Source organism: Novosphingobium sp. (assembly GCF_027531025.1).
Classification (GTDB): domain Bacteria; phylum Pseudomonadota; class Alphaproteobacteria; order Sphingomonadales; family Sphingomonadaceae; genus Novosphingobium.
Genome location: NZ_JAPZQX010000002.1, coordinates 281,384 through 297,740 on the forward strand (window position 1 = coordinate 281,384; position 16,357 = coordinate 297,740).

The window sequence follows — 16,357 nt, forward strand, 5'->3', positions numbered from 1 at the left end:
ATACTAGGGGCGGCGCCTGATTCAGCGGGCGCCGTCCAAACCCCGCAGATTCAATTCCAAGCGAAAGAAGGTTTGAGACAATGGCTAAGGCTAAGTTTGAGCGGACCAAGCCGCACTGCAACATCGGCACCATCGGTCACGTTGACCATGGCAAGACCACGCTGACCGCTGCGATCACGAAGGTCATGGCTGAAATCAACGGCGGTGAAGCCGTTGACTTCGCGAACATCGACAAGGCTCCCGAAGAGCGCGAGCGTGGCATCACCATCTCGACCGCTCACGTCGAGTACGAAACCGCTGCGCGTCACTATGCGCACGTCGACTGCCCGGGCCACGCTGACTATGTGAAGAACATGATCACCGGCGCGGCGCAGATGGACGGCGCCATCCTCGTGGTGAACGCCGCTGACGGTCCGATGCCGCAGACCCGCGAGCACATCCTGCTGGCCCGCCAGGTCGGCGTGCCCGCCCTGGTCGTCTACATGAACAAGGTTGACCAGGTCGACGACGCCGAAATCCTCGAGCTCGTCGAACTCGAAATCCGCGAGCTGCTGAGCTCGTATGGCTTCGACGGCGACAACATCCCCGTGATCCCGGGTTCGGCCCTGGCCGCTCTGGAAGGCCGCGACGACAACATCGGCAAGGACTCGATCGTTGCCCTGATGAACGCCGTCGACACCGCCATCCCGCAGCCGCCGCGTCCGACCGACAAGCCGTTCCTGATGCCGGTGGAAGACGTGTTCTCGATCTCGGGTCGCGGCACCGTCGTGACCGGCCGCGTCGAGACCGGTATCGTCAAGGTTGGCGACGAAGTCGAAGTGATCGGCCTCAAGGACACCCAGAAGACCGTCGTGACCGGCGTCGAAATGTTCCGCAAGCTGCTCGATCAGGGTGAAGCCGGCGACAACATCGGTGCCCTGGTTCGTGGTCTGAAGCGTGAAGACGTCGAGCGTGGCCAGGTTCTGGCCAAGCCCGGCTCGGTCACCCCGCACACCGAATTCAGCGCCGAAGTCTACGTGCTGTCGAAGGACGAAGGTGGCCGTCACACGCCGTTCTTCGCCAACTATCGCCCGCAGTTCTACTTCCGCACCACCGACGTGACCGGTGAAGTGATCCTCCCCGAGGGCACCGAAATGGTCATGCCGGGCGACAACGTTGCCCTGTCGGTCAAGCTGATCGCCCCGATCGCCATGGACGAAGGTCTGCGCTTCGCCATCCGCGAAGGCGGCCGCACCGTCGGTTCGGGCGTGGTTGCCAAGATCACGAAGTAATTCGCTGATCTTCGGCTGACACCGGAAAGAAAGGCCCGGCTTCCGCAAGGAGGCCGGGCTTTTTCGTTGCCGGGAGCGCGGACAGGGCAAGGCAGCGCAGCTTGACGACCATAAGCGCATCATGTCGCCAGGGTGGCCAATTCGGTTATTTTCTTGCGCGGTTTCGGCGAGCTCGGCGGACTGGCGGGGAAGGCCGGAAATCCGCGAAAAAGGGGCTTGCACGAATCCTGACCCGCGTGTAGGGGCGCGGCTCGAATTCAGTCGGGGTGCAAGCCCCTTTGCTCTTTCTCATCGGTAGCAGGATAAAATGGAAGCTCAGAATATCCGTATTCGCCTGAAGGCATTCGATCACCGCGTGCTTGACCAGGCGACCGGCGAAATCGCGGAAACCGCCCGCCGTACCGGCGCGCTGATCCGGGGCCCCATTCCTCTGCCGACCCAGATCGAGAAGTTCTGCGTCAACCGCGGCCCGCACATCGACAAGAAGTCGCGTGAGCAGTTCGAGGTGCGCACCTACAAGCGGCTGCTGGACATCGTGCAGCCGAACGCCGCCACCGTGGACGCGCTGATGAAGCTCGACCTGGCCGCCGGTGTGAACGTCGAGATCAAGCTGGCCTAACCGCCAGTTCGGCCTTCGGGCCAAACCTTCCGGCTTCGGCCGGTTACGCCGGGGAAACCCCGCGCGGACATAGGGATACCTCCGGCTTCGCTCATCTGAGCAATCTGGCCGGGCAAGCGTCCCCCGTCTGTCACCGCAAGGTGGCGCTCAGCCCGGACGGGGCTCGCTTCACATTTCGGGCTGAACACGCCTTTGGGGATGGTCCCCACAGGCCTCTGTAGGAGAACGGATCATGCGTACCGGCGTGATCGCCAAGAAGGTGGGGATGACCCGCCTGTTCCAGGAGGACGGTCGGCATGTGCCGGTTACCGTCCTGGCGCTGGAAGACTGCCAGGTGGTTTCGGTCCGCACCGCGGATCGCGATGGTTACGTCGCGGTTCAGCTGGGTGCCGGCGAAGCCAAGCAGAAGAACGTTGCCAAGCCGCAGCGTGAACACTTCGCCAAGGCTCAGGTGCCGCTCAAGGCCCAGGTCGTCGAATTCCGCGTGGCAGACGATGCCGTGCTGGAAGTCGGCAGCACCATCGCTGCCTCGCACTTTGTCCCCGGGCAGCTGGTCGATGTGGCCGGCACCACCCAGGGCAAGGGCTTCCAGGGCGCGATGAAGCGCTGGGGTTTCGGCGGTATGCGCGCCACCCACGGCGTTTCGATCAGCCACCGTGCCCACGGTTCGACCGGTAACCGCCAGGATCCGGGTCGCGTCTTCAAGAACAAGAAGATGGCCGGCCACATGGGTGATCGCAACCGCACCCAGCAGAACCTGGAAGTCGTGCGCGTCGATGACGAGCGTGGCCTGATCTTCGTCAAGGGCTCGGTCCCGGGCGCGAAGAATTCGTGGTTGACCGTCAAGGACTCCGTCAAGGTCGCCCGTCACGCCGAGGCTCCCTATCCGGCTGGCCTCAAGGGTGCCGCCAACAGCAATGACTCGGCAGCTGCCGACACCCCGGCGGAAGACGTCGCGGCTGTCGAAGCCACCGAAGGCCAGGAGGGCTAAGTCGTGAAGGTCAAGCTTTCCAACCTCGATGGTACCGCCGGCAAGGGCGACATCGAACTCAACGATGCGGTGTTCGGCCTCGAGCCGCGCGCCGACATCCTGCACCGGGTCGTTACCTGGCAGCTCGAAAACCGCCGCGGCATTGCCCGCGCGGCCCGCGAGCGCTCGGACGTTGCCCGCACCGGCAAGAAGTTCGGTCGTCAGAAGGGCGGCGGTACGGCTCGTCACGGTGATCGCAAGGCCCCGATCTTCATCGGCGGTGGCAAGGCGATGGGTCCGCGTCGGCGTGAATTTGACGTCTCGCTGAACAAGAAGGTCCGTGCGCTCGGTCTCAAGATGGCGCTCTCGGCCAAGGCCAAGCAGGGCCTGGTCGTGGTCGACAGCCTGGACATCAAGGACGTCAAGACCAAGGCCGTTGCCGCGCAGCTCGCCAAGGCGAACTGGGGCAAGAAGGTGCTGGTGATCGACGGTGAAGCCGTGAACGAGGGCTTTGCCCGCGCTTCGGCCAACCTCGTCGGCGTCAACGTGCTCCCGGCCATTGGCGCCAACGTCTATGACATCCTGAAGCATGATACGCTGGTGCTGACGCGCGCCGCGGTCGAAAAGCTGGAGGCGCGTTTCAATGGCTAAGGACGCAATCGACACGCGTCACTACGACGTGATCGTGGCTCCCCACATCACCGAAAAGTCGACGCTGCTCAGCGAAAACAACGCTGTGGTCTTCAAGGTGGCCGACAAGGCCACCAAGCCCGAAATCAAGGCTGCCGTCGAGGCGCTGTTCGGGGTGAAGGTCAAGAGCGTGAATACGCTGACCCAGAAGGGCAAGACCAAGCGCTGGAAGGGCAAGCCCTACCGCCGCTCGGACGTGAAGAAGGCCGTTGTGACCCTGGCTGCTGGCCAGTCGATCGACGTCACCAGCGGGATCTGAGGCTGAACCATGGCACTCAAGAACTATAATCCGACCAGCCCCGGCCGCCGCGGCCTGATCCTGGTCGACAAGTCGGCGCTGTGGAAGGGCAAGCCTGTCAAGGCTCTGACCGAAGGCAAGCGCAAGACCGGTGGCCGTAACAACAAGGGCCACGTGACCTCGCGCGGGATCGCCGGCGGCCACAAGCAGAAGTACCGCTTCATCGACTTCAAGCGTCGCAAGTGGGACATGCCGGCCACGGTCGAGCGTCTGGAATATGACCCGAACCGCACGGCCTTCATCGCGCTCGTCAAGTACGAGGACGGTGAGCAAGCCTACATCATCGCTCCGCAGCGCCTTGCTGTCGGTGACATGGTGGTCGCTGGTGAAAAGACCGACGTGAAGCCGGGCAACGCCATGCTGCTCAGCCAGATGCCGGTCGGCACCATCTGCCACAACGTGGAGATGAAGCCGGGCAAGGGTGGTCAGATCGCCCGTTCGGCCGGGACCTATGTCCAGGTCGTCGGTCGTGACCGCGGGATGGTGATCGTTCGCCTGAACTCGGGTGAGCAGCGCTACCTGCGCGGTGACTGCATGGGCACGGTTGGTGCGGTTTCGAACCCCGATAACCAGAACCAGAACCTCGGCAAGGCCGGCCGCAACCGCTGGCTGGGCCGTCGCCCGCTGACCCGCGGCGTTGCCAAGAACCCGGTCGACCACCCGCACGGTGGTGGTGAAGGCCGGACCTCGGGCGGTCGCCATCCGGTGACCCCGTGGGGCAAGCCGACCAAGGGTGCCCGCACTCGCCACAACAAGCAGACGGACAAGATGATTATCCGTTCGCGTCACGCCAAGAAGAAGAGGTAAGCCACCATGGCACGCTCCGTCTGGAAAGGCCCCTTCGTCGACCTGCACCTGCTGAAGAAGGCGGAAGCCCAGCAGGAAGCCGGCACTCGCGCCGCTCCGATCAAGACCTGGTCGCGTCGTTCGACGATCCTGCCGCAGTTCGTCGGTCTGACGTTCAACGTCTACAACGGCCACAAGTTCATCCCCGTCTCGGTCAACGAAGACATGGTCGGCCACAAGCTTGGTGAATTTGCGCCCACGCGCAGCTTCCCCGGCCACGCTGCCGACAAGAAGGGTAAGCGCTAATGGGCAAGCAAGCAGCTCCGCGCCGCGTTGGCGATAAGGAAGCGCTGTCGGTCGGCACCACGATCCGTGGTTCGGCCCAGAAGCTGAACCTGGTCGCCGCGCTGATCCGTGGCAAGAAGGCCGAAGAAGCCATGAACATCCTCGCTTTCTCGAAGAAGGCGATGGCTGTCGATGCCCGCAAGGTGCTCGCCTCGGCGATCGCCAACGCGGAAAACAACCACAACCTCGACGTTGACGCGCTGGTTGTGGCTGAAGCCTCGGTTGGCAAGTCGGTCACCATGAAGCGGTTCCACACCCGTGGCCGCGGCAAGTCGACCCGCATCCTCAAGCCGTTCTCGCGGCTGCGGATCGTGGTCCGTGAAGTTGAGGAGGCCTGATCATGGGTCACAAGAGCAACCCGATCGGCCTGCGTCTGCAGATCAACCGCACCTGGGACAGCCGCTGGTACGCCGAGGGCAAGAACTATGCGCAGATGCTTGAGGAAGACCTCAAGATGCGCAAATTCATCATGGAAACGCTGCCCCAAGCCGCGATTTCGAAGGTGGTGATCGAGCGTCCGGCCAAGCTGTGCCGCGTTTCGATCTATGCCGCCCGTCCCGGCGTGATCATCGGCAAGAAGGGCGCCGACATCGAGAAGCTGCGTTCGCAGCTCGCCGCGATGACCTCGAGCGACGTCAAGCTGAACATCGTTGAAATCCGCAAGCCGGAAATCGACGCCAAGCTCGTCGCCCAGGGCATCGCCGACCAGTTGGTTCGCCGCGTGGCGTTCCGCCGGGCGATGAAGCGTGCGGTGCAGTCGGCCCTCCGTCTGGGTGCCGAAGGCATCAAGATCACCTGCTCGGGTCGTCTTGGCGGGGCCGAAATCGCCCGCGTCGAATGGTACCGTGAAGGCCGTGTGCCGCTGCACACCCTGCGCGCCAACATCGACTACGCCGAAGCCGAAGCGCTGACCGCCTATGGGATCATCGGCATCAAGTGCTGGATCTTCAAGGGCGAGATCCTCGGTCACGATCCGATGGCCCAGGACCGCCTGATGATGGAGGCTCAGACCTCCGGCGTGCGCCCGGCGCGCGATGACCGCAGGAACTAAGTCATGCTGCAACCTAAGAAAACCAAGTTCCGCAAGGCCTTCAAGGGTCGGATCAAGGGCGACGCCAAGGGCGGCACCGATCTGAACTTTGGCTCCTATGGCCTCAAGGCACTGGAGCCGGAGCGGATCACCGCCCGCCAGATCGAAGCCGCCCGTCGTGCGATCACGCGCCACATCAAGCGCCAGGGGCGCCTGTGGATCCGCGTGTTCCCGGACGTGCCGGTGTCGAAGAAGCCTGCCGAAGTCCGTCAGGGCAAGGGCAAGGGTTCGGTGGAATACTGGGCTGCCCGCGTGAAGCCGGGCCGCATCCTGTTCGAGCTTGATGGCGTGGCTGGCCCGCTGGCCGCTGAAGCCTTCAGCCGTGCGGCGATGAAGCTGCCGATCAAGACCAAGGTTGTCGCCCGCCTGGGTGACACCTCGCACCTCGGAGGTGAATGATGGCCAAGGTGGATAACCTGCGCGCCAAGACCGACGATCAGCTGACCGCTGATCTGGCCGATCTGAAGCGGGAAGCGTTCAACCTGCGCTTCCAGGCGGCGACCAACCAGCTGGAGCGTCCGGCGCGCATCAAGGAAGTGCGTCGCGATATCGCCCGCATCAAGACGTTGCAGGGCGAACGCGCCCGCACCGCGAAGTAAGGAGCCGACGATGCCCAAGCGTATCCTGATCGGGACCGTCGTATCCGACAAGACCGACAAGACCGTGGTCGTGAAGGTCGAGCGCAAGGTGAAGCACCCGCTGTACGGGAAGATCATCCGCCGCTCGAAGAAGTATCACGCCCACGACGAAGACAACGCCTACAAGACCGGCGAAACCGTGCGCATCGAAGAGACTGCGCCGATTTCGAAGCTCAAGACCTGGAAGGTCATCGAGCGGGTCCAGGCTGGCAAGACCGCCGCGGTCGAAGCCGACGTCTAAGTCGACACCACATTTTGGAACTGCCGGACTGGTTCCGGCAAGCCAGTGAGAAGGAACCGGATCTATGATCCAGATGCAATCAAACCTCGACGTCGCTGACAACAGCGGCGCGAAGCGCGTCCAGTGCATCAAGGTGCTGGGCGGCTCGAAGCGCCGGACTGCCGGCGTGGGCGACATCATCGTGGTGTCGGTCAAGGAAGCGCAGCCCCGCACCAAGGTGAAGAAGGGCGACGTGCACCGCGCCGTCATCGTCCGCACCCGCAAGGATGTGCGCCGCGCCGATGGCAGCGTTATCCGCTTCGACAGCAACGCTGCCGTGCTGATCAACAAGAACGCCGAACCGATCGGCACCCGCATCTTCGGCCCGGTCGTGCGTGAACTGCGCGGCAAGGGTTACATGAAGATCATCTCTCTCGCGCCGGAGGTGCTGTAATGTCCGCCGCCAAGATCAAGAAGGGTGACAACGTTGTTGTCCGCTCGGGCAAGGACAAGGGCCGCACCGGCACCGTCCTTCAGGTCATGCCGAAGGAAGGCAAGGTCGTGGTCCAGGGCGTGAACGTCGCCGTGCGCCACCGCAAGCCGACCCAGCTCAATCCGCAGGGCGGGATCGAGCGCCGCGAAGCGCCGATGGCGATCGCCAAGGTTGGCCTGGCCGATCCCAAGACCGGCAAGGCGACCCGCGTCCGGTTCGAAGAGAAGGACGGCAAGAAGGTCCGCGTGGCCGTGAAGTCCGGGGAGACCATCGATGGCTGACAAGTACGTGCCCCGTCTTCGCAAGAAGTACGACGAGCAGATCGCCAAGGCGATGACCGAGAAGTTCGGTTACAAGAACGTCATGGAAGTGCCCAAGATCGAGAAGATCACGCTCAACATGGGCGTGGGCGAGGGCAGCCAGGACAAAAAGAAGGTCCAGACCGCCGCAGCGGAAATGGAGCTGATTTCCGGCCAGAAGCCGGTGATCACCAAGGCGAAGAAGTCGATCGCGCAGTTCAAGCTGCGTGAAGGCATGCCGATCGGTTGCAAGGTCACCCTGCGCCGCGAACGCATGTACGAATTCCTCGATCGCCTGATCACCGTGGCGATGCCCCGCATCCGCGACTTCCGTGGCCTGAACGCCAAGTCGTTCGATGGCCGTGGCAACTATGCCATGGGCCTGAAGGAACAGATCATCTTCCCAGAGATCAGCTACGACCAGATCGAGAAGGTGCGCGGGATGGACATCATCGTCACCACCACAGCCAAGACCGACGAGGAAGCGCGCGAACTGCTGCGTCTCTTCGGTTTCCCGTTCCCGGCTGAAGCCGAAACCGCCCAGGCGGCCTGAGTTAGAGAAGAGAGCTTAAGTCCATGGCGAAACTGAGTTCCGTGAACAAGAACGAGCGTCGTAAGAAGCTCGTCAAGAAGTACGCGGCCAAGTATGCCGCGCTCAAGGCGCAGGCCGATGACAAGTCGCTTGATGAGACCGAACGTCTCATCGCGCGCCTGAAGCTGGCCGAAATCCCGCGCAATGCGAACCCCACCCGGGTCCGCAACCGCTGCGCCACCACCGGCCGCCCGCGCGGCTACTATCGCAAGTTCGGCCTTTGCCGCGTTGAGCTGCGTGATCTTGCCAACAAGGGCATGATCCCGGGCGTGACGAAGTCGAGCTGGTAAGGAAAAGCGATGGCACTGACCGATCCCCTGGGTGATATGCTCACCCGTATCCGCAACGGCCAGCGGGCAAAGAAGGACTCTGTCCTTTCCCCGGCCTCGAAGCTTCGCGCCAATGTGCTCGAAGTGCTCCAGCGCGAAGGCTACATCCGTGGCTTTTCGGAGGACGCCACCGGCGCCCACCCGCAGCTGCGCATCGAACTGAAGTATTTCGAAGGCGAGCCCGCGATCAAGCACGTGGCCCGCGTCTCCAAGCCCGGTCGCCGGGTCTACTCGGGTTCGAAGGAACTCCCGGTGATCCGCAACGGCCTGGGCATCACCATCGTCTCGACGCCGAAGGGCGTGCTTTCGGATGCCGAAGCGCGCGCTGCCAACGTCGGTGGCGAAGTGCTGGCGGAGGTGTTCTGATGAGCCGCATCGGTAAGCGTCCGGTTGCCATTCCGAGCGGCGTCACCGCCGAGATCGCGAACGGAACCCTCACCGTCAAGGGTCCCAAGGGCACCCTGACCCTGAGCCTGCGCGACGAGATCAGCTACACGGTCGATGGCGACGCCATCATCGTGAAGCCGGGCAACGACAGCAAGCAGGCGCGCGCCTTCTGGGGCATGCAGCGTACGCTGGTCGATAACCTGGTCACCGGTGTGACCCAGGGCTACACCAAGGTCCTCGAGATCACCGGTGTCGGCTATCGCGCCAATGCCCAGGGCCCGCGCAAGCTGAAGCTGCAGCTGGGCTACAGCCACGATGTCGATTTCGACGTGCCGGAAGGCATCGAAGTGAAGACCCCGGACAACACCACGGTGGAGATCTCGGGCATCGACAAGCAGAAGGTCGGCCAGGTTGCGGCCGAGATCCGTCGCTGGCGCAAGCCCGAACCCTACAAGGGCAAGGGTATCAAGTACCGCGGCGAGTTCATCTTCCGCAAGGAAGGGAAGAAGAAGTAATGGCCAAGATCTCTCTGTTCGAGCGCCGTCGCCGGCGCGTCCGCACCGCGCTCAAGGCGCGTGCCGGTGGCCGTCCGCGGCTGTCGGTGCACCGCTCGGGTCGCCACATCTATGCCCAGATCATCGACGATGCCGCCGGCCGCACGCTGGCTGCTGCTTCGACCCTGGGCAGCAAGGGCGGCTCCAACGTCGACGCCGCGGCGAAGGTCGGTGCGACCCTGGCCGAAGCCGCCAAGAAGGCTGGCGTTACCTCCGTCGTGTTCGATCGCGGCGGGTACCTCTTCCATGGCCGCGTGAAGGCGCTGGCTGATGCCGCGCGTGAAGGCGGGCTGGAGTTCTAAGATGGCTGACGAAACCAACATTGAAGCCGAAGGCGTCGCTGTCGAGGCAGTGCCCACCGAAGGTGGCGAGCAGCGCGAAGGCCGCGGTCGCGGCCGTGGGCGTGGTGGCAACGATCGGGGCGGTGACCGTGGTGGTCGCGGCCGTGGTCGTGACGATCGTCGCGGTCGTGGCGGTGACGAGGAAGGTGGCGAGGAGCTGATCGAAAAGCTCGTCCACATCAACCGCGTCTCGAAGACCGTGAAGGGCGGCAAGCGCTTCGGGTTCGCCGCGCTGGTCGTGGTCGGCGATGGCAAGGGCCGTGTCGGCTTTGGCCATGGCAAGGCCCGCGAAGTGCCGGAAGCGATCACCAAGGCGACTGCTTCGGCCAAGAAGAAGATGGTTCGCGTTCCGCTCAAGGAAGGCCGCACCCTGCACCATGACGGCAAGGGCCGCTTTGGCGCCGGCAAGGTGAACGTCCGTTCCGCTCCGGCCGGGACCGGCATCATCGCCGGTGGTCCGATGCGCGCCGTGTTCGAAAGCCTGGGCGTGGCCGATGTGGTGACCAAGTCGGTCGGCACCTCGAACCCCTACAACATGATCCGCGCCACCTTCGACGCGCTGGTCAACCAGACTTCGCCGAAGTCGGTTGCGCAGCGTCGTGGCAAGAAGGTTGCCGACCTGCTGGGTCGTGGCGGTGCCAGCGCAGCCGAGGCGGAAGCCGAAGCTGCCGCGATCACGGAGTAAGCCAAGATGGCCAAGATCAAGATCAAGCAGATCGGTTCGCCGATCCGTCGCCCGGAAAGCCAGAAGAAGATTCTGGTCGGCCTGGGTCTGGGCAAGATGCACCGCGTGGTCGAGGTGGAAGACACCCCGGAAGTGCGCGGGGCGATCGCCAAGCTGCCGCATATGGTGGCAGTGGTCGATTGACCAGATACGGGCCCGGCCTTAGTGCCGGGCCTTCCTTTCAGCGCGACTAAAGCGAAAGCGAGTGCAACGACATGAAACTCAACGAAATCTCTGACAACAAGGGCGCCCGCAAGGGTCGCATGCGCGTCGGCCGTGGCATCGGTTCGGGCAAGGGCAAGACTGCTGGCCGCGGCCAGAAGGGTGCCAAGGCTCGTTCGGGCGTCTCGGTGAACGGCTTCGAAGGCGGCCAGATGCCGCTGCACATGCGGATCCCGAAGCGCGGCTTCAACAACATCTTCGCCAAGGACTATGCCGAAGTGAACCTGGGCCTGGTCCAGAAGTTCATCGACGCCGGCAAGCTGGACGCCAAGGCCGTGATCGATCACGCCGCGCTGAAGGCTGCTGGTCTGGCCCGTGGTGGCAAGGACGGCGTGCGTCTGCTGGCCAAGGGTGACTTCAGCGCCAAGGCGAAGTTTGCCGTTGCCGGTGCCTCGAAGGGCGCGGTTGCAGCGGTCGAAAAGGCTGGTGGTTCGGTCGAAGTGATCGCTGCCAAGGCCGCTGCGGCCGAATAAAATCCCCAATTGTCGCGGGGCGGGGGTTATTGCATCCCGCCCCGCGCACTATATGGACGTGATCCGATAGAGGGGGATGGCTGGCCGCGGGGCCGGCATCCAAGCAAGGCTTGTTTGATCCATGGCTTCACGTGCCGATAACGTTGCGAGCAATCTCAATCTCGCGAACTTCTCCAAGGCCACCGAGCTGAAGAACCGTATCTGGTTCACCCTCGGCGCCCTGATCATCTTCCGCTTCCTGAGCTTCGTACCGCTGCCGGGCGTCAATCCGCTTGTTCTCGAGCAGCTTTACGAGCAGACGCGGGGCGGGATCCTCGATATCTTCAACACCTTCTCGGGCGGCAGCCTTGAGCGCATGAGCCTCATCGCGCTCGGCATCATGCCCTACATCACCGCCTCGATCGTGGTGCAACTCGCCGCTTCGCTCCATCCCTCGCTGATGGCGCTCAAGAAGGAAGGCGAAAGCGGTCGCAAGAAGCTGAACCAGTATACCCGCTATGGCACCGTGTTCCTCACGGCGATCCAGGGCTGGTTCGTCGCCTCGGGGCTGGAAGCCTATGGCGCGTCGAGCGGGCTGCAGGCCGTGATCAACCCCGGCCTGATGTTTAAGGTTGGCGCGGTAATCAGCCTGATTGGCGGGACGATGTTCCTGTTGTGGCTGGGTGAGCAGATCACCAGTCGCGGGATCGGCAACGGTACCTCGCTGATCATCATGGCCGGGATCGTGGCGCAGATGCCCACTTTCGTGGCCAACCTGTTCGAAGGTGGGCGGACCGGTTCGATCAGCGGCTTCACGATTGCGCTGGTGGTCGTTGTCCTGGTTGTGCTCGTGCTGTTCATCTGCTTCATGGAGCGGGCGACGCGGCGGTTGCTGATCCAGTATCCCAAGCGCGCCAGCCAGCATGGCATGATGCAGGCCGACCGCAGCCACCTGCCGCTGAAGATCAACACCGCGGGTGTGATCCCGCCGATCTTCGCCAGCTCGCTGCTGCTGCTGCCGCTGACGATCAGCCAGTTTGCCGGCAATTCGATTTCGCCCGATACGCCCATGGGCAGCGCGGTCGTGACGCTCAATCAGTATCTGGCGCACGGTCAGCCGCTGTACATGACGCTTTACGCGATCGGCATTATCTTCTTCTGCTTCTTCTACACCGCCGTGGTGTTCAATCCGGAAGAGACCGCCGATAACCTGAAGCGCAATGGCGGGTTCATCCCAGGCATCCGTCCGGGCAAGAGCACGGCAACCTATCTTGATTACGTGCTGACCCGCATCACCGTGATCGGCGCGCTCTACATCACCGTGGTCTGCGTGATCCCCGAATGGTGGATTGGCACGACCGGACTGAACATGATGTTCCTGGGCGGCACCAGCCTGCTGATCGTGGTCAACGTGACTGTGGATACGATCACCCAGATCCAGTCGCACCTGCTGGCCCACCAGTATGGCGATCTGATCAAGAAGGCCAAGCTCAAGGGACGCATCCGCTAACCGCATATTCGGGGGTATCGCGTGAACATCATCCTTCTTGGCCCTCCGGGCGCGGGCAAGGGCACCCAGGCCCAGCGACTGGTCGAGCGGCACGGCATGCGCCAGCTCTCCACCGGCGACATGCTGCGCGCCGCGGTCAAGGCCGGTACGCCGGTCGGGCTTGAGGCCAAGGCGGTGATGGAGCGGGGCGAGCTGGTTTCGGACGCGATCGTCTCTGCCCTGATCGGGGAAGAGCTCGATGCGATGGGGCCGACGGTCGGCGCGATCTTCGATGGCTATCCGCGCACGGCGGCCCAGGCGGAATCGCTCGATGCGATCCTTGCCGGGCGCGGCCGCACGCTTGATCGCGTGATCGAGCTGGCGGTGGATGAGGATGCTCTGGTCGAACGCATCACCGGCCGCTTCACCTGCGCCAATTGCGGCAAGGGCTATCACGACAAGTACGAGCAGCCCAAGGTCGCCGGGGTCTGCGACAAGTGCGGTTCGACCGAGTTCAAGCGTCGCCCCGACGACAACGAGGAAACCGTACGGACCCGCATGGCCGAGTATCGCGCCAAGACCGCGCCGATCCTGCCGATCTACGATGCCCGCGGCATTGTCGCGCGGGTTGATGGCATGGCGGCGATGGATGAGGTGACGGCGGCGATCGAAGGGATTATGGCTGCCTGATCCTGCTTGGGGGAAGGCATGCGCAATCAATCGATCTTCATCGCCGCATCGCTGGCGATCGCGGCACTGGCCAGTCCGGCACAGGCCGAAGTGATCGCCGCATCGGACGGCGGCTTCGTAATCAATCACAGCGTCGATATTCCGGCCGACCGTTCGGCGGTCTGGAAAGTGCTGATTGCCCCGGCGAAGTGGTGGTCATCGGATCACACCTATTCGGGCAATGCCGACAACCTCTATCTCGATGCCCAGGCGACCGGCTGCTTCTGCGAGAAGCTGCCCCGACCGGCTGACGCGCCCGAGAGCCAGCGGATGGGCAGTGTCGAACATATGCACATCGTCTATGCCGATCCCCAGCGCGGCGTCCTGCGGATGACGGGCGGGCTCGGCCCGCTCCAGGCTGAGGCGGTCACCGGCGTCATGACGATCGCGATCCGCCCGGAAGGCGAGGGATCGCGTCTGACCCTGCGCTATGTCGTCGGAGGCGTCTGGCAGGGCAAGCCGGCCGAAGTCGGTCCGCTGGTCGACGGCGTGCTGGGCGAACAGGTCAAGCGTCTGGCGGCGAAGTTCGCTCCGGCGGAGCCAGCGCCCGAGCCGGCGGCCAAGCCCTGAATTCGGCTGTCGTCAGCGGCGTTGACAGCAGAGGCGAATCGCCGTAAGCGCGCCCTCCATCCGTGAACGACGTCAAGTCCGGAAGGCGAGGGCCTTTGTGCGCGCCAACCGGGCTTTTTGCCGTTCTCACGGATGGAGCGTTGAGATGGAAGGCCGTGGGGCAACCTGCCACCTTCTGTGGAGCATGGAGAATTAAGTGGCTCGTATTGCCGGGGTCAATATCCCCACCAACAAGCGCGTAATCATCGCGCTCACCTACATTCACGGTATCGGCCCGTTCAAGGCCCGCCAGATCGTCGACAAGCTGGGTATCGATGTTACCCGCCGCGTTTCGGACCTGTCTGACCAGGAAGTCCTGCAGATCCGCGAAACCATCGACGCCGAGCACACGGTTGAAGGTGACCTTCGCCGCGAAACCGCAATGAACATCAAGCGCCTGATGGACCTGGCCTGCTATCGCGGCCTGCGCCATCGCAAGGGGCTGCCGGTTCGCGGTCAGCGCACGCACACCAACGCCCGCACCCGCAAGGGCAAGGCCAAGCCGATCGCCGGCAAGAAGAAGTAAGCCGCCGCCGCAAGGCAGCAGCTTTCCCTTCCCGATATTCGAGTAGGAACGAAAAATGGCACGCGAACCCCAGCGCATCAAGCGCCGCGAGCGGAAGAACATCACCAGCGGCATCGCCCATGTGAATGCCAGCTTCAATAACACCATGATCACCATCACCGATGCCCAGGGCAACGCGATCTCCTGGTCCAGCGCCGGCATGATGGGCTTCAAGGGTAGCCGCAAGTCGACCCCCTATGCCGCTCAGGTGGCTGCGGACGACGCCGGCAAGAAGGCCGCCGAGCATGGCGTCCGCACCCTGGAAGTCGAAGTGAAGGGTCCCGGTTCGGGCCGCGAAAGCGCGCTGCGTGCCCTGCAGGCCGTTGGCTTCACGATCACCTCGATCCGCGACGTCACGCCGATCCCGCACAACGGGGTCCGGCCGTCCAAGCGTCGCCGTGTCTGATCGAGTTTTTGCGGCGGTGGGGCCCCACCGCTGCAGTTACGGGTCGGTCGCGGTGCTGAAAGGCGCAGCGGCCGTATCCGCCAAATCAAGGCCCTAGAGCCAAAGATCCATTAGGGGACCTCCATGACTGTCAACATCAAGAACTGGCAGGAACTCAAGAAGCCCAACACGCTCGAAGTGAAGTCCGGCACTGATTCCAAGCGCCGCGCCACCTTCGTTGCCGAACCGCTTGAGCGCGGCTTCGGCCTTACGCTGGGCAACGCGCTGCGCCGCGTGCTGCTGTCCTCGCTGCAGGGCGCCGCGATCACCTCGATCAAGATCGAGAACGTCCTGCACGAATTCTCGTCGCTGGCCGGTGTGCGCGAGGACGTGACCGACATCGTCCTCAACGTGAAGCAGATCGCGCTCAAGATGCAGGGCGAAGGTCCGAAGCGTCTGCAGCTGTCGGCCACCGGCCCGGCTGAAGTGAAGGCGGGCGACATCGCCGTGTCGGGCGACATCGAGGTCATGAACAAGGACCTGGTGATCTGCCATCTCGACGAAGGCGCGACGCTGAACATGGAACTGACCGCCGATACCGGCAAGGGCTATGTCCCGGCCGTGTCGAACCGTCCGGTCGATGCGCCGATCGGCCTGATCCCGGTCGACTCGCTTTACTCGCCGGTGCGCCAGGTGTCGTACAAGGTCGACAACGCCCGTATCGGCCAGGAGCTTGACTACGACAAGCTGAGCCTGACCGTCGAAACCGATGGCACTGTCACTCCGGAAGATGCCGTGGCCTATGCCGCCCGCATCCTTCAGGACCAGCTTTCGCTCTTCGTCCACTTCGAAGACGCGGTGCCGATGGGCGCTTCGCCGATGATCGGTCTGGCCGCTGCTCCGGTCGAGGAAAGCGACGCCAGCCAGCTCAACCGTTACCTCCTCAAGAAGGTCGACGAGCTGGAACTGTCGGTCCGTTCGGCCAACTGCCTCAAGAACGACAACATCATCTACATCGGCGACCTGGTCCAGAAGACCGAGGCCGAGATGCTCCGCACGCCGAACTTCGGCCGCAAGAGCCTCAACGAGATCAAGGAAGTCCTGAGCTCGATGGGCCTGCGCCTCGGCATGGACATCCCTGGCTGGCCGCCGGAAAACATCGAGGAAATGGCCAAGAAGCTCGAACAGGAACTGCTGGGCTAATGGCTTTCGGGGCACCTTCGGGTGCCCCACCGGTGATCGGCGGCGACCGGAACTGCC

28 protein-coding genes are annotated in these 16,357 nt (G+C 63.5%); all 28 read left to right on the forward strand.

The window, feature by feature from the left end; all coding sequences use genetic code 11:
* Positions 1-80: 80 nt before the first annotated feature.
* Complete coding sequence (gene tuf / locus O9281_RS01840) at positions 81-1,271, forward strand: elongation factor Tu (protein WP_298182147.1); 1,191 nt, start codon at positions 81-83, stop codon at positions 1,269-1,271.
* Between the two features lie 307 nt (positions 1,272-1,578).
* Positions 1,579-1,890 carry a 30S ribosomal protein S10 gene (rpsJ, locus tag O9281_RS01845; protein ID WP_298182149.1) on the forward strand — a complete coding sequence of 104 codons (312 nt, stop codon included), beginning with the start codon at positions 1,579-1,581 and terminating at the stop codon, positions 1,888-1,890.
* Positions 1,891-2,122: 232 nt separating this feature from the next.
* Positions 2,123-2,881 (forward strand): 50S ribosomal protein L3, encoded by a 759-nt coding sequence (gene rplC / locus O9281_RS01850; protein ID WP_298182150.1) that lies wholly within the window; start codon positions 2,123-2,125, stop codon positions 2,879-2,881.
* Positions 2,882-2,884: 3 nt separating this feature from the next.
* Positions 2,885-3,511, forward strand: a complete 627-nt coding sequence (gene rplD, locus O9281_RS01855; RefSeq protein WP_298182152.1) for a 50S ribosomal protein L4 — start codon at positions 2,885-2,887, stop codon at positions 3,509-3,511.
* Positions 3,504-3,809, forward strand: coding sequence for a 50S ribosomal protein L23 (locus O9281_RS01860; RefSeq protein ID WP_298182154.1), 306 nt, complete (start codon positions 3,504-3,506; stop codon positions 3,807-3,809). Before rplD ends, O9281_RS01860 begins: the two co-directional genes overlap by 8 nt.
* Before the next feature lie 9 nt (positions 3,810-3,818).
* The gene (gene rplB / locus O9281_RS01865) at positions 3,819-4,655 is read left to right on the forward strand and encodes a 50S ribosomal protein L2 (protein WP_298182156.1); all 837 of its coding nucleotides are present in this window, start codon (positions 3,819-3,821) and stop codon (positions 4,653-4,655) included.
* 6 nt (positions 4,656-4,661) lie between these two features.
* Positions 4,662-4,940 carry a 30S ribosomal protein S19 gene (gene rpsS / locus O9281_RS01870; RefSeq protein ID WP_147091450.1) on the forward strand — a complete coding sequence of 93 codons (279 nt, stop codon included), beginning with the start codon at positions 4,662-4,664 and terminating at the stop codon, positions 4,938-4,940.
* Complete coding sequence (gene rplV / locus O9281_RS01875) at positions 4,940-5,317, forward strand: 50S ribosomal protein L22 (RefSeq protein WP_298182158.1); 378 nt, start codon at positions 4,940-4,942, stop codon at positions 5,315-5,317. The genes rpsS and rplV overlap by 1 nt, the downstream gene beginning before the upstream one ends.
* A gap of 2 nt (positions 5,318-5,319) precedes the next feature.
* Positions 5,320-6,030: a 30S ribosomal protein S3 gene (gene rpsC / locus O9281_RS01880; RefSeq protein ID WP_298182160.1), complete on the forward strand. Its 711-nt coding sequence runs from the start codon at positions 5,320-5,322 to the stop codon at positions 6,028-6,030.
* 3 nt (positions 6,031-6,033) lie between these two features.
* The gene (gene rplP, locus O9281_RS01885; RefSeq protein ID WP_021233439.1) at positions 6,034-6,468 is read left to right on the forward strand and encodes a 50S ribosomal protein L16; all 435 of its coding nucleotides are present in this window, start codon (positions 6,034-6,036) and stop codon (positions 6,466-6,468) included.
* Positions 6,465-6,668 (forward strand): 50S ribosomal protein L29, encoded by a 204-nt coding sequence (gene rpmC / locus O9281_RS01890; protein ID WP_298182165.1) that lies wholly within the window; start codon positions 6,465-6,467, stop codon positions 6,666-6,668. The genes rplP and rpmC overlap by 4 nt, the downstream gene beginning before the upstream one ends.
* A gap of 10 nt (positions 6,669-6,678) precedes the next feature.
* Entirely contained in the window at positions 6,679-6,948 is a 270-nt protein-coding gene (gene rpsQ, locus O9281_RS01895; RefSeq protein ID WP_298182167.1) for a 30S ribosomal protein S17, read from the forward strand.
* A gap of 64 nt (positions 6,949-7,012) precedes the next feature.
* On the forward strand, positions 7,013-7,381 hold the full coding sequence (gene rplN / locus O9281_RS01900) for a 50S ribosomal protein L14 (RefSeq protein ID WP_147091444.1): 369 nt from the start codon (positions 7,013-7,015) through the stop codon (positions 7,379-7,381).
* Positions 7,381-7,701, forward strand: coding sequence for a 50S ribosomal protein L24 (gene rplX, locus O9281_RS01905; RefSeq protein ID WP_298182169.1), 321 nt, complete (start codon positions 7,381-7,383; stop codon positions 7,699-7,701). Before rplN ends, rplX begins: the two co-directional genes overlap by 1 nt.
* The gene (rplE, locus tag O9281_RS01910; RefSeq protein ID WP_298182171.1) at positions 7,694-8,272 is read left to right on the forward strand and encodes a 50S ribosomal protein L5; all 579 of its coding nucleotides are present in this window, start codon (positions 7,694-7,696) and stop codon (positions 8,270-8,272) included. The genes rplX and rplE overlap by 8 nt, the downstream gene beginning before the upstream one ends.
* A gap of 23 nt (positions 8,273-8,295) precedes the next feature.
* Positions 8,296-8,601: a 30S ribosomal protein S14 gene (gene rpsN, locus O9281_RS01915; RefSeq protein WP_298182173.1), complete on the forward strand. Its 306-nt coding sequence runs from the start codon at positions 8,296-8,298 to the stop codon at positions 8,599-8,601.
* Between the two features lie 9 nt (positions 8,602-8,610).
* The gene (rpsH, locus tag O9281_RS01920) at positions 8,611-9,006 is read left to right on the forward strand and encodes a 30S ribosomal protein S8 (RefSeq protein WP_298182175.1); all 396 of its coding nucleotides are present in this window, start codon (positions 8,611-8,613) and stop codon (positions 9,004-9,006) included.
* A complete protein-coding gene (rplF, locus tag O9281_RS01925) occupies positions 9,006-9,542 on the forward strand; it encodes a 50S ribosomal protein L6 (RefSeq protein WP_298182177.1) in 537 nt (178 codons plus the stop codon). Before rpsH ends, rplF begins: the two co-directional genes overlap by 1 nt.
* A complete protein-coding gene (gene rplR, locus O9281_RS01930) occupies positions 9,542-9,883 on the forward strand; it encodes a 50S ribosomal protein L18 (protein ID WP_298182178.1) in 342 nt (113 codons plus the stop codon). Before rplF ends, rplR begins: the two co-directional genes overlap by 1 nt.
* Before the next feature lies 1 nt (position 9,884).
* Positions 9,885-10,607, forward strand: coding sequence for a 30S ribosomal protein S5 (rpsE, locus tag O9281_RS01935; RefSeq protein WP_298182180.1), 723 nt, complete (start codon positions 9,885-9,887; stop codon positions 10,605-10,607).
* Positions 10,608-10,613: 6 nt separating this feature from the next.
* Positions 10,614-10,790 (forward strand): 50S ribosomal protein L30, encoded by a 177-nt coding sequence (gene rpmD / locus O9281_RS01940; protein ID WP_101795881.1) that lies wholly within the window; start codon positions 10,614-10,616, stop codon positions 10,788-10,790.
* Between the two features lie 71 nt (positions 10,791-10,861).
* Entirely contained in the window at positions 10,862-11,341 is a 480-nt protein-coding gene (gene rplO / locus O9281_RS01945) for a 50S ribosomal protein L15 (protein ID WP_298182183.1), read from the forward strand.
* Positions 11,342-11,462: 121 nt separating this feature from the next.
* A complete protein-coding gene (secY, locus tag O9281_RS01950; protein WP_298182185.1) occupies positions 11,463-12,830 on the forward strand; it encodes a preprotein translocase subunit SecY in 1,368 nt (455 codons plus the stop codon).
* Between the two features lie 21 nt (positions 12,831-12,851).
* A complete protein-coding gene (locus O9281_RS01955; protein ID WP_298182186.1) occupies positions 12,852-13,499 on the forward strand; it encodes an adenylate kinase in 648 nt (215 codons plus the stop codon).
* Positions 13,500-13,517: 18 nt separating this feature from the next.
* A complete protein-coding gene (locus tag O9281_RS01960; protein ID WP_298182188.1) occupies positions 13,518-14,108 on the forward strand; it encodes an ATPase in 591 nt (196 codons plus the stop codon).
* A 196-nt stretch (positions 14,109-14,304) separates the two neighbouring features.
* Positions 14,305-14,673 (forward strand): 30S ribosomal protein S13, encoded by a 369-nt coding sequence (rpsM, locus tag O9281_RS01965; RefSeq protein WP_298182190.1) that lies wholly within the window; start codon positions 14,305-14,307, stop codon positions 14,671-14,673.
* A gap of 55 nt (positions 14,674-14,728) precedes the next feature.
* Positions 14,729-15,118 (forward strand): 30S ribosomal protein S11, encoded by a 390-nt coding sequence (gene rpsK, locus O9281_RS01970; protein ID WP_088307824.1) that lies wholly within the window; start codon positions 14,729-14,731, stop codon positions 15,116-15,118.
* Positions 15,119-15,241: 123 nt separating this feature from the next.
* Positions 15,242-16,300: a DNA-directed RNA polymerase subunit alpha gene (locus O9281_RS01975; protein ID WP_298182193.1), complete on the forward strand. Its 1,059-nt coding sequence runs from the start codon at positions 15,242-15,244 to the stop codon at positions 16,298-16,300.
* The last annotated feature ends 57 nt before the right edge of the window (positions 16,301-16,357 follow it).